This window comes from Nitrospira sp. (assembly GCA_035968315.1).
In the GTDB taxonomy this organism is placed as follows: Bacteria; Nitrospirota; Nitrospiria; order Nitrospirales; family Nitrospiraceae; genus Nitrospira_D.
In genome coordinates this window covers 47252-64482 of sequence record JAVYIN010000002.1, presented here as the reverse complement: position 1 = coordinate 64482, position 17231 = coordinate 47252, and the positions used below count along the sequence as shown (strand labels likewise).

The 17231-nt window shown below is 59.4% G+C and carries 17 protein-coding genes; 7 read left to right on the top strand and 10 right to left on the bottom strand.

Going from position 1 to position 17231, the window contains the following annotated elements:
- Positions 1-423: 423 nt before the first annotated feature.
- The 3 genes from RI101_00590 to RI101_00580 all read left to right on the top strand — a co-directional run bounded on the left by RI101_00590 (position 424) and on the right by RI101_00580 (position 4349).
- The gene (locus RI101_00590; protein MEC4888530.1) at positions 424-2277 is read left to right on the top strand and encodes a hypothetical protein; all 1854 of its coding nucleotides are present in this window, start codon (positions 424-426) and stop codon (positions 2275-2277) included.
- A gap of 322 nt (positions 2278-2599) precedes the next feature.
- On the top strand, positions 2600-3730 hold the full coding sequence (gene traF / locus RI101_00585) for a conjugal transfer protein TraF (protein MEC4888529.1): 1131 nt from the start codon (positions 2600-2602) through the stop codon (positions 3728-3730).
- Positions 3731-3767: 37 nt separating this feature from the next.
- A complete protein-coding gene (locus RI101_00580) occupies positions 3768-4349 on the top strand; it encodes a hypothetical protein (GenBank protein MEC4888528.1) in 582 nt (193 codons plus the stop codon).
- Between the two features lie 103 nt (positions 4350-4452).
- Here the strand turns inward: RI101_00580 and RI101_00575 are convergent, their stop codons facing one another.
- Entirely contained in the window at positions 4453-6297 is a 1845-nt protein-coding gene (locus tag RI101_00575) for a hypothetical protein (GenBank protein ID MEC4888527.1), read from the bottom strand.
- A 45-nt stretch (positions 6298-6342) separates the two neighbouring features.
- Between RI101_00575 and RI101_00570 the strand changes: the two genes are divergently transcribed.
- Together RI101_00570 and RI101_00565 are read left to right on the top strand one after the other, a co-directional pair.
- Positions 6343-7218 (top strand): 50S ribosomal protein L11 methyltransferase, encoded by an 876-nt coding sequence (locus tag RI101_00570; GenBank protein ID MEC4888526.1) that lies wholly within the window; start codon positions 6343-6345, stop codon positions 7216-7218.
- A 3-nt stretch (positions 7219-7221) separates the two neighbouring features.
- A complete protein-coding gene (locus RI101_00565) occupies positions 7222-7740 on the top strand; it encodes an MOSC domain-containing protein (protein MEC4888525.1) in 519 nt (172 codons plus the stop codon).
- Positions 7741-7769: 29 nt separating this feature from the next.
- On the opposite strand, the gene RI101_00560 is transcribed toward RI101_00565, so the two are convergent.
- Positions 7770-8042, bottom strand: coding sequence for an HU family DNA-binding protein (locus tag RI101_00560; protein MEC4888524.1), 273 nt, complete (start codon positions 8040-8042; stop codon positions 7770-7772).
- Between the two features lie 102 nt (positions 8043-8144).
- Between RI101_00560 and RI101_00555 the strand changes: the two genes are divergently transcribed.
- Positions 8145-8804: a methyltransferase domain-containing protein gene (locus RI101_00555; protein ID MEC4888523.1), complete on the top strand. Its 660-nt coding sequence runs from the start codon at positions 8145-8147 to the stop codon at positions 8802-8804.
- A 115-nt stretch (positions 8805-8919) separates the two neighbouring features.
- Complete coding sequence (locus RI101_00550; GenBank protein ID MEC4888522.1) at positions 8920-9705, top strand: SUMF1/EgtB/PvdO family nonheme iron enzyme; 786 nt, start codon at positions 8920-8922, stop codon at positions 9703-9705.
- A gap of 140 nt (positions 9706-9845) precedes the next feature.
- On the opposite strand, the gene RI101_00545 is transcribed toward RI101_00550, so the two are convergent.
- The 8 genes from RI101_00545 to tpx all read right to left on the bottom strand — a co-directional run bounded on the left by RI101_00545 (position 9846) and on the right by tpx (position 17187).
- Entirely contained in the window at positions 9846-10298 is a 453-nt protein-coding gene (locus RI101_00545; protein ID MEC4888521.1) for a hypothetical protein, read from the bottom strand.
- Positions 10295-11062, bottom strand: coding sequence for an alpha/beta fold hydrolase (locus tag RI101_00540; GenBank protein ID MEC4888520.1), 768 nt, complete (start codon positions 11060-11062; stop codon positions 10295-10297). Before RI101_00540 ends, RI101_00545 begins: the two co-directional genes overlap by 4 nt.
- Positions 11063-11105: 43 nt before the next feature.
- Positions 11106-12404, bottom strand: a complete 1299-nt coding sequence (locus RI101_00535) for a cbb3-type cytochrome c oxidase subunit I (protein MEC4888519.1) — start codon at positions 12402-12404, stop codon at positions 11106-11108.
- 9 nt (positions 12405-12413) lie between these two features.
- Positions 12414-13217, bottom strand: a complete 804-nt coding sequence (gene thiD / locus RI101_00530; protein ID MEC4888518.1) for a bifunctional hydroxymethylpyrimidine kinase/phosphomethylpyrimidine kinase — start codon at positions 13215-13217, stop codon at positions 12414-12416.
- A gap of 16 nt (positions 13218-13233) precedes the next feature.
- Entirely contained in the window at positions 13234-14199 is a 966-nt protein-coding gene (locus RI101_00525; GenBank protein ID MEC4888517.1) for a FlgO family outer membrane protein, read from the bottom strand.
- 72 nt (positions 14200-14271) lie between these two features.
- Complete coding sequence (tenA, locus tag RI101_00520) at positions 14272-14940, bottom strand: thiaminase II (GenBank protein ID MEC4888516.1); 669 nt, start codon at positions 14938-14940, stop codon at positions 14272-14274.
- Positions 14941-15038: 98 nt separating this feature from the next.
- Complete coding sequence (sthA, locus tag RI101_00515; GenBank protein ID MEC4888515.1) at positions 15039-16442, bottom strand: Si-specific NAD(P)(+) transhydrogenase; 1404 nt, start codon at positions 16440-16442, stop codon at positions 15039-15041.
- 76 nt (positions 16443-16518) lie between these two features.
- On the bottom strand, positions 16519-17187 hold the full coding sequence (gene tpx / locus RI101_00510) for a thiol peroxidase (GenBank protein MEC4888514.1): 669 nt from the start codon (positions 17185-17187) through the stop codon (positions 16519-16521).
- Positions 17188-17231: the final 44 nt, after the last annotated feature.

Below are 17231 nucleotides of genomic sequence, written 5' to 3'. Positions count from 1 at the left end.
CTCCCCCTCCTTCTTTCTCTCCGCTCCAAGCACTTTGTACATACGTAATGGTTGTAATAGTCGAGGCGTGAAGTGTGTACGCGCTTTAGCGTACGCCTTCTGTGGGGTTGTCGTTTGGTGAGGTGTTGCGGGATAGTCGGCGCCCGATGGTTCGGTCATGAAATTTACTGGTGTTGCGATAGAAATGATCGTGAGCACTTTTAGATTCAGGCTGGATTGAAATGGATTCAAAGAGTGCAGTGAAACATGTTGAACGACGGATGGCGCTATGTGCCGTGGGCTGATGAATTGGCAGTTCGGATGTGTGGCTTGCGAGATTGGCCGAAGTGAAGGTGCGTGCTATGCCAGTTGGTTTAGAAATTGCTGAGGTGGGGAAAGTGGCAGTCTTATCGTGTGTGGACAGTTGAGCAAAAGGGGGGCGTTATGAAACTGGAAACAGCGAAAGCAGGGCTGTTGATCTGTCTGGCGATGTTGCTGGCGGCGTGCAGCGGGGGAGGCGATAGTTCAGTCTCCGGGACGAGTCCTGGAGTAACTCCTGTGGCTGCGACGAAGACGATTACTGGTACTGTCGCGGGTGGGGCTCCGTTGGTTGGGACTGTGACGGTTAAAGATAGCAGCCTCCCTCCTGTCGAAAGAGCCGTAGCGGTAGATCTAGCAGCTACGGGTAAGTATTCCATGGATGTGACGGGCCTCACGCCGCCGTTTATGTTGCGCGCGGAAGGTATGGTAGGTGGTGCTAGCGTCACCTACTTTTCGGGTATTGATAATGTGGGGGCAGCGGGGACTGTCAACGTCAACATTACGCCTTTTACTAATTTGATTATAGGGAACATCGCGGGAACAATTGCTGCGAATTATTACAGTAGTGGCAATTTCAGCAGTTTGACTCCGCAAGCGCTCACCAGCGCTCAACAGCAATTGAGGAATCGCCTGCTGCCATTGCTTCAAGGTGTCGGTCTCGATGGCACCGTGGATTTGTTGCGTGCTTCGTTTGAGGCCAATGGCACTGGGATTGATGAGGCCTTGGATATTGTGAGAATGGCTCCTGATCCCAACGATCCAACCCTTTCGGTTATTATCACGAACCTCATCAATAATCAGGAGATCATCGATAATCTTGCCAGTATTGCGGATATCACGGTGATCGATGCAGCCGGGGTGAGTGATTATGACCAGATTGCCCAAGGTTTTAGAACATTGGAGGGCTTGTTTGCCACTAGAGTTCCTGCTTCCGATGATGCCCAGTTGCTTGCGCTCTTCGACGCGCAAGGATTTCGGTTTAGCGGAGCAACCTATTCTGAGTTTGCCGCCGAGTTTCTTGACGCTCAAAATATTGGGGTCACATTTGCATTGACCCCATTATCGTTTACTCCCTCCAATGCACCCACTAATGCGAGAGTAAAGCTTACGGTCAAGCAAAAGAATCGGATCCCAAGTACCGTGGCAGAGTGGCAGTTGAATAAGGTGACGGTCAACAATGTTTCGACCTGGAAGTCGATCGGTAATCAATGGATTGCCGACGCCGGTGTGCAAGCGCAGGCTTCAAATGCAGGGGGGGGCACGACCTCAGGGCTGTGGTTTATCGATACGTTTATGCCGGCTGGTTCCGGTATCGGTTATGCCGTTGTCACGGGGAGGGGATTGGGAAACAAAGGTGGAGCAGATGGCGTTTCACCAGGGTTGTTGTTGGTGAATTACCAAAACGGCGCTTCCCCGGGCGTCGCGGCCCCGCCGTATCAAGGAGTTACCACGCCGCTTCGGCGTAATGATCGGTACAACATATTGCCACTGACGGACCAAGAAATACAGAACGCGAATTTTGGCGATAACGAGGTGTATACGTTTGTGTTCTACGATGACAACGGCACTCCATCTGATTTGAGCGATGATGTTCCACTGAACGGAACGGGGTATCAAGTCACATTGCCTAAACGTCCATATTTATCAACAGAGTTTCCCAGTGTGTTCCCAGTGTTCACAAGTCCAACAGCTGGTCAGGTCACAGTGGCGGGTCTTTCTGGTGGGAATGTGCTCGCGGCCTGGACGCTGCCGGCAGGGCAGCTTGCTGAGAGTATCGAGTTTGTCCGGGGGACGATTCCCAATGGCGGAGGGAGTGTGACGTTTGATTACGTCGATATAGATCTTGTTACGTCCGCTGTGAGTACTTTCTTTACAGTGGCTCCACCTGGAGCAGGTCGGACGGTGACAAGCTCGGGCCTTGGGCTAACAACCCAGGATCTCTCTGGGCGTGCTTTCCAGGTGTGGGTTATTCCGTAGTGAGGCTTTGGATTCAAGAAGGCAACGAGTGGTGTGACGCACGTTCTGAAGTACAGATCCATGAGCCCGCCAGGCCATGATGGCCTGGCGGGCTCCGTGCAACTTAAGGTATTTGTGATTTTATGGTGTTGTGATATCGCACATGCTCTAGGGCTATTCGGCCCCATTCTTTTTGGTGGTATCTCGCCAAAACCTATGAGAATATGCTGCCGTTAAATGTGCTCGCGAGGATAATGAGGGTGTTCTCGTGAGAGGCATTGTTCAAGGAATTGTCGTCTCATGGTGGTGAGGCCCTCCACTTAATAAGTAGGGAGGAGTGGTTATGAAGAAACTTGCGGTCGTAAGTTATCTCGCGCTTGCGAGCGGGCTGTGTGGGGTGACGTCAAGTCAGGCGGTTGAGTTTGCGACGGTCGGTGCGCGAGCGGCGGGCATGGGCGGGGCGGGCGTGGCCGTCACGACCGATGCCTTTGCGACGTACTGGAATCCGGCCGGCTTGGCGATGACAAAGACGGTGGATATCCGGATTGGAGTCGCCGCTCAAGGAATTGATCGGTTGGGCGTGAAAGATACATTGGATCAAATCGATAAACTAGATAAGAACAATGTTGCAAACCTTAACCAACTCCAGTCTTTGGTGGACAAGATCAATCGTCCGGGAGCCTCGGTTTCCGCTATCGGTGCGGGCGGTCTCTACATCAAGGGGTACTTTGGCGATCATGCATTTGGCGTCAGTGTAGCCGATGTTGCTACAGCGGGCATGTTTGCTCCAACTCGGCTGACTGCTGTTAACAATGGGGGGACGATAGGCGTGAGTGGTCAATTAGCGTTGCAAGGGCTGGAAGCGCGTCAGGCGACATTTTCTTATGCCTATGCGTTTGCGGATCGGACCTTCGCAATTGGGGTGACCGGAAAATTGATCCAAGGTGCCGCATATAATGGCACCGCCACGGTGACGAACGGGGATGTGGATATCACGGACAGTCTTGGTAAGGCGAAGCTCTCGACCGCGTTTGGGATCGATGTGGGTGCGGTCTATCGGCCGTCGTCCTGGCTACGCATGGGGATTGTGGCGAAGGATATCAATGCGCCCTCCTTTGACACGAAAACGCCGGGGCAGCAATTCAAGCTGGAGCCGCAGGTGCGCGGTGGTGTGGCGGTGAATCCCTGGGAGACACTGACCCTGACCGCAGATATGGATATCACCTCGAATCGCACACTCACCCCTGGGGTGAAGAGCCAGGTGCTGAGCGTTGGTGCGGAACAGACGATCTTCTCGGAAATGTTCTCGCTGCGGGCGGGCGCCTTCAAGAATACGGCGGATGCCAATTCGTATATCACGCCGACGGCTGGCTTCGGTCTTCGTTTGTGGGCGCTGCGCGTGGATGTGGGCGGCGGCTACGACTTCCGTGAACGGGGAGCGTTGGCATCGGGAACAGTGGCGATGACGTTCTAGGCCAGACCATCTGTAATTTCATGAGGGAGCGTTGAACATGAGGAAGATGCTGGCAGGGATGGTTGGGGTCGGGCTTCTCGTCATGACGGGTTGCGGCGGCTTGCAGGAAGTGTGGGAAGGGCCGTCAGCGGCCACGTTCAAGCCGAAAACGATTGCGGTGTTGCCGCCGATGGTGGGGGCCTACGAGGGGGCGCGGGAGTCTTCGCAGGCGGTGCTGGTCAGTGCGTTGAGCAAGTCCGGGCGGTATGAATCGGTGGTGAATCCTGATCAAGTGAACGGCGCCTTCTCGGCCAAAGACGCGAGCGATTTGCTGGCGGCCTACTACTCCAAGCTGGACACGACGGGGCAATCTGATCCGGGGATGGCGGCGAAGCTCGGTCAGCTGGTGCAGGCTGAGGCGTTGCTGGTCCCAAAAATTAACAATTGGGAATATGGCCGTGCGGAAGGGGATAGCTTTGGGAAGGTGGGAATGGGCGTGCGCCTGATCGATGGGGCTAATGGCGCGATTGTATGGAAAGGCCGCCACGACAAGATCAAGACCTATATGATCTTCAAACCGTCGTTGAAAGACATTGCCGAGGAGCTGTCGGAATATATCGTGAAGTACATGCCCAAGTAGGGGCTCAGGTCCGTTGGTTCCGGTATCAGTCAGGCGGAAGGGACGTTCGTTCCTTCCGCCTGTGTGTTTCTGCTGGTCTAAGCCCTGCGTGCCTGCCGATTTCTCAGGGGAGCGGTTTCGGCACCGGCAGCCCTTCCAATTCCATAATCCTGAGCGCGTTCGTGGTCGGGCAGGGGCCCGGGCGGAGGCGGTAGTCGAAGGTGAGCGTGCCGTCGGCAACGGTTTCCTGAAAGTGGCTGTTGGTGAGCCCTGGAATGGATCGATCTAGGTCGGTCAGTTCCAGGTCGTGCGTGGTCACCAGTCCGTACCCATTCCCTTTGGCTAAGCCTTCGATGTAGGCACGGCTGCCGATGAGCCGTTCGCGGTTATTCGTCCCTTTGAAAATCTCGTCGATTAGGAACAGTGCGGGCGGAGCCGCGTTCTCACGGGTTGTCTCTAAGATGGTCTTCAGCCGCTTCACCTCGGCATAGAAGAACGAGAGTCCTGCGTCCAGTGAATCATTCACGCGAATACAGCAGGCGAGGCGGCTCCAGGCCCATTCAAAGCGGGTCGCGCAGACTGGCGCACCAGCTTGTGCGAGGCAGAGGTTAATGCCGAGGGTTCGTAGAAAGGTGCTCTTGCCGGACATATTTGACCCGGTGACCAGATGGATGCTGCCATGGCCTGTTAGGGTGAAGTCGTTCATCACACGATGATCTGGCTGGATGAGGGGATGGCCGAGTGCGGTGCCGGTCACTCCCACGGTGTTGACCGGTGTGGGCCAGCTATAGGCTGGATGCAAATAGGCAAAGGAGGCGAGCGCTGAGGCCGCTTCAACTTCGGCGAGGCAATCCAGCCAGAGGGGCAGCAGTGTGTGCAGCCGACGCTGGAATTGTTGCAGCCGGAAGGTGAAGAAGAGATCCCAGGGACAGAGGGCGTTCAGGACCAAATGGACGAGCGGATGGGCCTTCACGCTGACGCCGTGGAGCACGCGCGCGAGATGGCGAATCAAGGCGGACGGAGCGGTGTCTGCCACTGTGAGGGCGCGACAGGTCTCGGCAAGGGCCGATTCCGGTGTTCGGGCGCGCTGTTCCAGGAAGAGCAGCACGGTTCCCAGCTTCTCGACTTCATGATGGAGCCCGACGGCATGTTCGAGCAATTCTTCTCCCTGATCGGTCTGCAAGAAGATCAGGGCATAGATCCCAAATGACAGCATCCAATAGGCCGGGAGGAGATTGAGCAAGGCGGCGAATCCGAGGCCGAGCGTGGTAACGGCCAGCAGGGCTTGTAGGGGGAGTAGGATGCGCAGATGAGGAAGATGCACGTGATGCTGTAAGACGGCGGAGAGTCGGTGGCCGTTGATCTCCGCTTCGCCCATCCGTTGGGCTTCGACCGTGAGGCGATCGCGGAAGATGGAAATCCTGGCGAGTGCACGGACGAGGCGTTGCCGGTTGCCCCAGGCCTGTTCCGCGGGTGGTTGTTCCAGCAACCAGGAGGCGAGTCGCTCGCGGCCTTGGGTGGAGGTCGAGGTATCGAGAAGGTGCAGCAAGGAATGGGGTCCGACCAGGTCAAGATCTTTAGCGTAGAGGTGTCCCTCGGCTGCGATAGGCCGGCAGGGGGGAAGGGCCTGCCAGTCGAGGCGCAGGCGAGCGAGATGGCCTCGCTTCACGCTGGCCCATAAGCCGAGCCGATGAATCCGGTGTTCGAGCCTGTTATGATACGCGGCGATCGTGAGAAAGCCGATGAGGAAGAGTACGAGCGACCAGTTGCCGGCCTCGTATTGTCCGAGCCGGTAGAAGCCTACAGTGACGAGCAGGCCGATGAGAAATAGCACCCCACGCCAGCGGGACAGCCTGGCGCTGGCTGCGGTGCCTCGTTGGTGCAGGCGTTCGCCGCGCCGGAGTAAGCGAGTGAGTGTGTCTTCGCGTGAGGTGGTGGATTGGCTGGTCGTCACGATGAGCTCGACCATACTGGGAAGGGCTCGTGCTCGTCAATTGAATGTGTGTGAGGAACCATGACGCATGAGTGGGTCGACGTCAGTTTTCAGAGTGCGATTGATCCAGGGGAATTGCTCGGGCTACTGGACGATCCGCATGTGCAGGGTGCCTGGGAGGATCAGGGCGTCACCCATCTCTATTGGTCTCGCGGTCATTGGAGCGGGGAGCAACTGGGGCGGGTCCGAGCGGCCCTCGATCAACTCGATCCGTCAGGGCGAAGCAGCGGGGCCGTGCACGTGGGGGATCTGCCGCATCAGGACTGGAACCGCCAGTGGGCGCAGTCGGTGAAGCCGCTGCTTGTCGGGCGGCGGATCGTGATCCGCCCCAGTTGGGAACCGGTTGCGCTTCAGCTCGATCAGCTGGAGATCATCCTGGATCCCAAGCAGGCGTTCGGCACCGGCCATCATGCGACGACGCGCATGTTGCTGGAATGGCTGGAGGATCTGATTCGCGGAGGGGAATTGGTCCTGGATGTCGGAGCGGGCAGCGGGATTCTGGCGATGGCGGCCTTGCGGCTGGGGGCGCGGTCGGCGGTCGAGGTTGAGAACGATCCTGTGGCCGTGGAGTGCGCGCGCGAGTATGCGCGGGAGAATCGATTTGGCTCTGAATTGGAAGTGATCTGCGGGACGCTGCAAGATCTTGGCGGGGAGGCCCGGCCTGATTTAGTGCTGGCGAATCTTGATCGCCAGACGTTGCTGCTGCTGGCCGATGAACTTGCCGCCTATGGGCTGGCCGGTGCCCGGCTGCTGTTGTCCGGCGTGCTGGCCGATCAAGAGGCTGAAGTGGTGGCGCGTTATGCGGCGCTGGGCCTCTATCTGGCGGCTCGGCGCGAGCAGGAGGGGTGGGTGGCGCTGGAATTGGTTCGGGCTGAACCGTGCGAAGGGGGGCGCTAGGCCATGAGCAGCGGACGGCCATCCTATCCTCATGTGCATCAGATCAGTGTGTCGGACGGCGGGGTGCCGAAGAAGCCGGTGTTGGAAGCGCGGGTGACCGCACAGGGTGTCGAGGGAGACCGGCAGCGGAACAGGAAATTCCATGGAGGGGCCGATCGCGCGGTCTGTCTCTTCTCGCTCGATCTTATCGAACGGCTGCAGGACGAAGGCCATCCGATCGATCCGGGTGCGTCGGGGGAGAATCTGACGCTGGCGGGGGTGGAGTGGGAGCAGATGCGGCCCGGAGCGCGGGTGTCAATTGGGCCGGAGGTGCGGCTGGAGATTATGAGCTATACCGTGCCGTGCGACCACAATGCCCGGTGGTTTCGCGAGGGGGAGTACAACCGGATTTCGCAGAAGCATAATCCCGGCTGGAGCCGCGTCTATGCCAGGGTATTGAGTGAAGGCGTGGTCAGGCCTGGAGATAAGGTGCGGGTCGAGCAAGGCCCGATGAAGACGAAGGCTAAGCGCTCGGGCGCCTAGCCTTCGGTCGTGGTCTTGTCGAGAAGACGCTAGTTGACGGAGTCTTTCAGCGCTTTGCCGGGTTTGAATTTCGGCACTTTGGCGGCCTTGATCTTGATCGCCTTGCCGGTTTGGGGGTTGCGTCCGGTGCGCGCGGCGCGGTGGCTGACTTTGAAGGTGCCGAAGCCCACCAGCGAGACGCTCTGCTTTTTCTTCAGACTCGTGGTAATGGCGGACAGCATGCCCTTCACGGCGCGAGCCGCGGAGGCTCTGGAAAGGTCGGCGGTCTTGGCGACGACATCGATGAGGTCTTGCTTGTTCACGATAGTCCCCTTTCTAGTGATGAGTGCCGATGGTATCCCCTACGGGCGTCTGTATAGCAAGCCGCACGGATTCGGTCAAGCGGTGAGCCATGAGGAGGGCGGGTGGAACGGATCCTTGAACCGGAATTGATGGATGATCCCGCGCAGGCGCTGGCCTATGCGGAGGCGGATTTTTCGGCGGAGAATCAGGGCTTCGTCGAACGGTTTCGTGACTACTTCCCTGACTGCACGCAGGGCCATATCGTGGATGTGGGCTGCGGGCCTGGCGATATTCCTGTGCGGCTGGCTCGGCTGCTGCCAGCCTGCCGGATTACGGGTATTGATGCCTCGCGTCCGATGATCGCGCTGGCGGAAACGGCCGTTCGCCAGGCCGGGTTGTCTGATCGCGTGGCGTTCAGGTGTGAACGGTTTCAAGAGCTGGCCGGGGCCAGTCAAGCCGACGCGGCCATTTCCAATAGTTTGCTCCATCATCTGCCCAATCCATTGCAGTTCTGGCACAAACTGCGAATGATTGTGAGACCCGGCTCGCCGGTCCTGATCATGGACCTCTTGAGGCCGGAATCACCGGAAGAGGCACAGGCTATCGTGGATCGGTACGCATCGGGCGCGCCGGAGATTCTCCGGCGGGACTTCTACCACTCGCTGCTGGCCGCGTTTACGGAAGATGAAATTGCCGCGCAGCTGGCTCAGATGAATCTGACCAGGTTGCTGATTGATGTGCCGGATGATCGGCATTGGGTGGTTGGCGGCATCATCCATTGAGGACAGGATGGTGAAAACGATCCCCAGCTTCGTTCTCGGTCGTGAGAACGCCTCAACGTACCAACCGCGTGCGCCTCGGCGTTCACTCTTCCTGCCTTCTTGCGGGATGATCGTTTTGACCATCCTTCTCTTTCTCCTGCTTGAAACTCATGCAAGCGCGCAGCTGGACCGGCTCAGGCGGTCACAGGCTCTGGAGCAACCGGCTCCCGCCGACACCCCGATGGCTAAGATTTCCGAAGGGCCCTTCGCCATGGGATCGGATGGGACGCAGGCGCTTGATGATGAGCGGCCCCAGCATCAGGTCTGGATGCCGGCCTTCTTCATGGATTTGTATGAAGTCACCACGGCGCAGTACGCGGCCTTTCTCGCCGCGACCGGCCGTCCGGCTCCCTGGCTGTGGGAGACGGTGAAGCTGTCGCAGCATCGGGATCGCCCGATCATCGGCGTGGATTGGTACGACGCCGAGGCCTATTGCCAGTGGCAAGGGAAGCGCTTGCCGACCGAAGCCGAGTGGGAAAAGGCGGCGCGCGGGACAGATGGGCGGTTGTATCCCTGGGGCAATCACGTGCCGAGCAAGGATGTGGCGAATTTCGCGCTGGGTGCGCGGTTCAGTTACAGCCAGGTGTTGATGCCGGTGCAGGTCTATGACGCGGGGCGGAGTCCGTACGGTCTCTTCAACATGGCGGGCAATGTGAATGAGTGGGTGCAGGATTGGTATGCGGCGAACTATTACGAGGGCTCGCCGGAGCACAATCCGCAAGGGCCTGAGCAGGGCCAGTTCAAAGTGCTGCGCGGCGGGTCCTGGTCGGACTTGCCCAAATACCTGCTGACGTACGGACGGTTCAAGTTGCCGCCTGAAACACGCAATAGTTATACGGGCTTTCGCTGCGCCAAATCATAGTGGACTGCTGAAAACGATCCCCAACGTCGTTCTCGCCTTGACAACATCCTCAACGTACCCCAGAGGGTACGCCTGCGGTGCTGTCGTCGGCTGCGGCCTAGTTGGATCGCCTAGTTGAGCATCCTGGAGGGACGCGTTCGTTAGGTGATGACGAGCGCCAGCAGGACGAGGGCAGTCAATGTGCCGAGCGTGCCATAGTAGAGCAGACCGGTCTTGTCTCGTGTCCAGTCGCTTGCCCAGGTCTGTGGGTAGAGCGAGTGATCCTCCACAAAGATGCCTTCCGCGTACAGATTCAGCGCCTGCTCGAGATGAATCAGGACTTGCTTGGCTTGCCGATGGCGGTTCTCTTGTTGCCGAATCAGTGCGCAGAATAAGCCACACCAGATCAGGCCGGCGAGACCGGCGAGCAAGGTCTCCAGGGATGTCAGCCGGCTGGCGTGCGGGCTTAATAGCAGCGCCAAGAGCATAGCCATCGATCCGGCTGACCCAAACGCCGTCCAGCGCATCATCTCATGGCGGCGGCGGTAGACTTCTTCCTTGAAGAGGGGATAGAGCGCCAGCAGGGTGCCGTGCCGTTCGTCGGTGGTGATCATCTCAGATGGGAGGCCAGCCAATCCGCGATGAGCGTCGTCATGCGGCGAAAGTCCTCGGCCTTGGTGAATTGATGATCGGCTCCGGGCAGCAGCTCCAACCGTTTCGTGACGCGGAGCGCGTCATAGAGCCGGCGGCTTTGGTGCAGAGGGACACATTCGTCTTGATCGCCTTGGACGATCAGCGTCGGGGCCGTGATGGCCTGAGCCGGCTCGTAGGCAATCTGCCGCAGGCAGTCGTCATAAAAGCTGTACCGGAGCCGGATGCGATCGGTGCCGCCTATGATATTGGGGATCGTATCGGTCGCGTTCCACTGGGCCAGTTCGCGGTCGCCGAATGTCAGCCGGAGCTCTTCTGCGAAGTCGACGACCGGACATTTGAGGGCCAGGCAGGCCAGATCATTGCGTTGCGCGGCGGCCAGCGTCGCCACGAGGCCGCCGAAGCTGGAGCCCATCAGGCCGATTTTCGCGAAGCCTTTTTGCCGGACGAGATCGAGCGCGGCCATGGCCTGGCCGATCGCCTGCGTGGTGGTCAGGACTTCAAAGGGGCCTTCGCTTTCGCCTTGTCCGAAGAAGTCGAAGGCGAATGTGGCGATGCCGTGAGGCTCCAGCAGCCTGGTCAGCATGTTGTTCGTGGTGCTGTGTTTCCCGGATAGAAACCCGTGGCAGAGCACCGCGATCCGATCGGTGCCCCCGTCGGGGATGGCGAGCACCGATGCGACGCGATGCCCTTGTGGATCGATAAAGGAAAGCGTGTGTTCCGTCATGAGCGAGACTCTGGCAGAGTGGTGGCCGTGGTTGCGGGGCTCTTTAGGTTGACGCGGGCTGGTCTTCTTCAGGGGATGCGCCTAACAGGGCGACGAGCTTGACGGAGAAGAGAGTCAGGCTGCCGAGCAAGAGGCCAACACAGGACCAGGTGGCGATCTGAATCGTCGGCGACGAGAGCGGCACATTCCAGGTCAGCGAGGCGAGGAGTGCCAGTCCCATCGTCCCCAGGCTGAGTCCCATGATCTGAATCGTGCGCCAGCGGTTGATAATGGCCGTGAGCCGGTCGAGATAGGCGCCGCGCTTTTTATTGCTCTGGACGCGGCGCACCGCCAGGGTGATCGGAAGAAGGTGCGAGAGCGCGCCGATGATGGTTTGCAAGATGAAGCCGATGAGCGCCATATGCGTGTAGGCCACCAGGTGGAGCGAGCCGAAGGGCATGATGGGCTGTTCGTGGAGATTATTGGCGGCAACCAGGGTGCCGAGCACCAGGGTGACCAGCAGAAAAAACGTGCCGATGAGCAGGTGGTCGGAGGCGGCGCTGCCCTTGTGGCTGGATGCCAGCCAGGTGCGGAACAGATTGACCGCGTAGAGCGTGGCTGTGACGACCAGCACCCCCCCTGCCGCCATTTCGACGATCACAGACGAGTTCAGGAACCCGCCGATCAGCAGCGCGAGCCCGAGCGGCAACAGGAACAACACCGCGCGCGCCAGTTTAGGGCTATAGAGCGGCGCATTCAGCACGGTTGGGAGCAGGTTGTGCATCGTGCCCACGATGGCCAGCGAGATGAAGCCCAGAATATTGAGATGGATATGGGCCAGCCTGACGTATCCGTAGGACTCTTGGGTGAACCGGAAGGCCATGGTTTCCCCGCAGGCGAGTCCTCCCAAGAGCGCGAACAGGGCGATGGCGTAGAACCAGAGATTCAATGGCGGCGAGTTCAGGCTCTTGCGGGCCTGCGTCCAGGCGTCCCGCGCGATCCAGAGGAATGCGGCCACGACGAGCAGTCCGCTGGCGCCAACGATCTGATAGTTGCCGAGACCGAACCCCGCCACCATGCCGAGCGCGCCGGCGTTGATGGCCAGAAACAGGACCGGATGGGATTCCTTCCGGTGTTGCCCGGTCATGAGCAGCGGGGGGATAAAGACCAGAAATCCGCCCAGGATCATTTGGGCGACGCCGCCGACCAGCGCCGCATGGGTGTGGGCCAGACGCAGCCACGAGGGCAGCGGCGTTCCGCGCACGAGTCCGACCAGAATGGCCATGCCGACCAGCGAGGCCAGGAGAAGCCAGGCGAAGCCTGTCAGGAGAAAGGTAACCGGACGACCAGGGAGCCTTAGCATGCGGGACCTCTACGATTCGAGAAAGTAAAAGTGATTGGTGGGACCGGTGCCATGCCCGATCGCCAGACTGTGCCGAATGGCTTCGGTGAGATAGGTCTTGGCCGCTTGCACCGCGTCTGGGACCGACTTGCCACGGGCGAGTTGCGCGGCCAGCGCCGAGGCAAACGTACAGCCGGTGCCGTGTGTATGCGGGGTGTCGATGAACTCGCCTTTGTAGATGTTGAAGAAGCGGCCATCGTACAGCAGATCGGTGGCGCGGTCGGCGGGCAAGTGGCCGCCTTTGATCAGGACATACTTGCTGCCGAAGCCGTGGATGATCTTGGCGGCACGCCGGGCGTCGGAGATATTTTCGATGGCGAGGCCGGAGAGCTGCTGCGCCTCATGAATATTGGGCGTTACGACGAGGGCCTGCGGGAACAAGAGCTTCTTCATGGCTTCGATCGCGTCCGGTTTCAGCAGTGCATGCCCGGTCTTGGAGACCATGACCGGATCGACCACCAGATTGGCCACCTTCTGCGGGGCCAGCATCTTGGCCACGAGTTCCACGATGGCGGTGGACGAGAGCATGCCGGTTTTCACGGCGGAGATATCGAAGTCGTCGAAGACCGCATCGAGTTGTGCGGCAATGATCGAGGGCGGCAATTCAAAGACGTCCGTGACTTCTTCCGTGTTCTGCGCCGTGATGGCGGTGATGACCGAGAGGGCAAATACGCCGTGGGCCGACATGGCTTTGAGGTCGCCTTGAATGCCGGCGCCGCCGCCGGAATCGGATCCGGCAATGGTCAGAACTTGTTTCATCGTGTGTGCGGTCATGGATGTTCCGTGATGGTTAAGGAGTGACAGATACCGCCGGTGCGGACGGCGTGTCGGCCTTCAAGCCTTCAATGAAGAATCCCGCATCCCGCCGGGGTGATTTTTCATGATAGGCCAGCGTGAAATGCGCGGCCGGCGCGGCATTGGCCGGCGCGGTGAACGTGAAGACCGCCCGGTCTTTTTCGCGGGGAGACAATTCCATTCCTCGTGTGCAGAGCCCTTCCCGATTGTCTTCCACTTTTTGCATCCACTGCGTTCCGTGCTCGTCTCGCAGCACAGTATTTTGCAGAAGGCACAGGATTTTCAAGTCGCGCGGCGAGCGGTTCTCCACCGTCACGTCGAGGCGGACCTGTTGCTCCTGCACAGAGAGCGACCGGACGACGAATTCATAGAGGTCGTTGCGATGAAATCCCAGCCCTTCCGGCGGCGGCAGGTCTTGAGGCAGAACCGTCTTCACCGGTGGGGGGGCATTGGCCGCCTTGAGTAGCTCGCCCAGCGGGCCTGTTTTGGGGATGCTCTTCCGTACCGCGCCGACTGCCTGCGCATTTAAGGGACTGATGAGCTTGGTGGTGACGAGGACGCCGTCCGGAGACTCCAGGTAGGACCCCACCACAAAGACATCGGCGCGAATGGCCTTGGCGGCCCCTTTCACGGCTTTCGGCTGTGTCGATTCGATCTCTTTGATGTGGAGTTTCCTCAGCGTCGAATTCACCAGGCGGCGTTCTACGACCGTCAACTCTCCGGCCACGAGCAACTGGGTGCTGAGTTCTTCCGCCAGAAACTGCCCCACTGGCGTGACCGTCCCCTTGGCATCGGTGAAGTCCACGATGGCCAGCCGCTCTTTTTTCGCCTTGACGGCTTCGGCCATGACGCCCTCCGCCAATTGCTTGAGGCTCTCTTCGTAATTGCCGGCGGCGAACCCAAAGCCCGGAAGCAGCGCGTACCACAGCAGGCCCGATATGACGAGGGGAAGCTTGTTCATAGACGTGGGGCCATTATACTCAGGTTGGGCTGGGTGTCCAGACCTCTTACTGGGGTTCAGGGGATGCCGCTGCTATATCGGCCACGGCTCTTCGTTCCAGGCCATCTCCCAGAACATCCACTCGTAGCGTGAGCTGATGATGAATGATTCTTCCATGCGCCGGATCTCGTCTTTGCCCGCCGTTTTGGCCCATTGATCGACTTTCTTGCGCATCCATTGCTGGACCTCGGCGAACTCCGGCGAGGCGTAGAGCATGAGCCAATCCCGATAGGGGTGGTTCTTCTTGGGCGGGCCGTGCTTCAAGAGATGCTCCCCGATGACGCAGTAGATCCAGGCGCAGGGGAGGGCGACGACGGTGATTTCCGCCGCCGATCCGCTCTGGGCCACGCTGAGCATGTGGCGGGTATAGGCGTAGTTGGTCGGAGCCATGGGCACGGCGGCCATTTGCTTCGCCGTCAGGTTCCATTTTGTGCCGTAGCCTTCATGGAGGCTGCGTTCGACCACAATGGTGTCTTCCGCCAGCTTGGCAAAGCGGAGCGCGCTGTCTGAGTCCGGCGCCTTCAGCGCTCCGGCGGCGAAGACGCGCGCGAGGTCGCCGAGAAACCGGGCGTCTTGCAAAATGTAGTAGGTGAATTTCTCGTTCGGCAGCGTGCCGTTGCCGAGGGCGACGACGAAGGGGTGGGTGAGCTGGGCCTCCCAGATCGGTTGCGCCAGCTTGCGGAGATGGGTGGAAAACGACATAGGGCTCCTTTCGTATCTCGTGAAACGTACTTCGCCGTTCGCAGGATCAGGGCACAGCGGGATTGCTTGTTGGCGCGGCCCCTTTTCAGAACGACGCTTCACGGGTGCGGGGTCCAAGGCCTGGGCAGCCGGTTGATACCGTCCAGTGCGGCGACTTTATAACATTCCGCGAGCGTTGGGTAGTTGAAGACGGTGTCGACAAAGTAGTCGATCTTTCCATGATAGGCCATGACCGCCTGCCCGATGTGGATCAATTCCGTCGCGCCTTCACCGATCGCATGGACGCCCAAGACTTCCCTGGTTTGCCGGTGGAAGAGAAGCTTCAACATGCCTGTCTCATCGCCGATGATCTGGCCGCGGGCGATTTCTCGATAGCGCGCGATGCCCACCGCGAAGGGGACATTGGCTGCGGTGAGTTCTTCCTCGTTTCGGCCCACCATGGAAATCTCCGGAATCGCATAAATGCCGTAAGGCAGCAGGGCGGTGTCGGTGCGGTCCGGCTGGCCAAAGGCATGACAGGAGGCGTGGCGTCCCTGCTGCATGGAGGTGGAGGCCAGGGCGGGAAAGCCGATGATGTCTCCCGCCGCATAGATGTGGGGCACCGAGGTTTGAAAATGTTCGTTCACAGCCAGCCGCCCTCGGCTGTCAGCGGCGAGGCCTGCGCGCTTAAGATTCAGCCCGCGGCTCGCGCCGACCCGGCCGATGGCATACATCAAGGTCGTCGTGGTCACGGGACGGGCCTTTTGCAAGGTCACGGTAATCTCTCCGTTCGCATCTTTCCGAATTCCGACCACCTCTTCGTCGTGGTAGAGGGTTACGCCGATGTCTTTCATTTGTTGCTGGAGCGCGTCGATGATTTCGGCATCCACAAATTCAAGCAGCCGGGGACGCTTGTCGATGAGAGTGACCGGGACGCCCAGAGTGGCGAGGATGGAGGCGTATTCGGTCCCGATCACGCCTCCTCCCACGATGACGAGAGAGGAGGGCACATGGTTGAGGGTGAGCAGCCCGTCGGTATCGATGATGCGGGAATCGTCGAAAGGAATGTGTGTGGGCCGGGCCGGCTCCGTCCCAACCGCGATGACAATGAAGTCGGCGGTATGTTCGACGGTTCCGGTCCCGGCTTGAATGCGAAGCCGGTGCGGATCCACGAAACCGGCCGTGCCATGGATCATCTCGACTCCATTGCGGGCCATCTGATTCTGAACGATCCGGATTTCGTTTCTGATAACGTGCTGGGAACGGATGGCGAGATCTTCGATGGTGATCGTACGTTTCAGCCGGTAGCCCGCGCCATAGAGACTGCGTTGGCGGAATCCCGAGAGATAGAGCACGGCTTCGCGCAGCGATTTGCTGGGGATGGTGCCGGTATTGGTGCAGACGCCGCCGACGACTTCTTTCCGCTCGATGATTCCGACCTTCTTGCCAAGCTTCGCTGCCTGGATTGCGGCTTTTTGCCCGGCTGGTCCGGTGCCGATCACCAACATGTCGTAGTGGGCCATCAGGCTGCATCCTCGTGAAGGGTGAGGTTTGCGGAGGATTGCGTCCGGGACGGCCCTGAGGCCGCCCCGCATTCGGCTAACTGGCCGTCACGAGGGCCCGTGCAAACTTGAAGGCTTCGTCGAGATCCGGGAGTTGCGCGAGTTCCGGCGTGATCTGGAGGTAGCGGACGACGTTATGGCTGTCTATCACCAGGATCGCCCGAGCCAGAATGTGCGGGTCCTTCAAAAATAAACCATGGGCTTTGCCGAAATCCGCGCCGCGATAGTCGGAAAGAAAGGTGATGTTATGGATCTTGGCTGCTTCCGCGAAGCGTTTCTGCGCGAAGGGCGTATCGATGCTCACGGTGATGAGCTCGATCATTTTGTCCAGGCCATGATTCTTTTCGCTGAGCTGATGGGTTTGCTGTTCGCAGACCTTCGTGTCGAGCGAGGGCACGACGCTGATGATCCGCACCTTCCCTTCGCCTTTGGTATGGACGATGTTCATGAGCGAGAGATCCTGTTGCGCCAGCTTCACGTCGCGGAGGGTGTCGCCTACCTTGATCCCTGACCCGGACAAGGCCAGGGGGCTGCCTTTGAAGAGAACGGAGTGGCCTTCGCCCGCGACGGCGCTGCCATCGGCGACCGGCAGGTTCTTATAGAGGAATTCGGATTCGGTTGAGCTGCCCAGGCCGGCGCAGGCGGTGAACAAGAAGATTGAAATGATGGCGGTGATCGTACGGAGTGTTAGTGCTGTCTCGCGCATGATTTGCTCCTGACTCGTGATGGGCGTGAGAGCTGAGAACACCA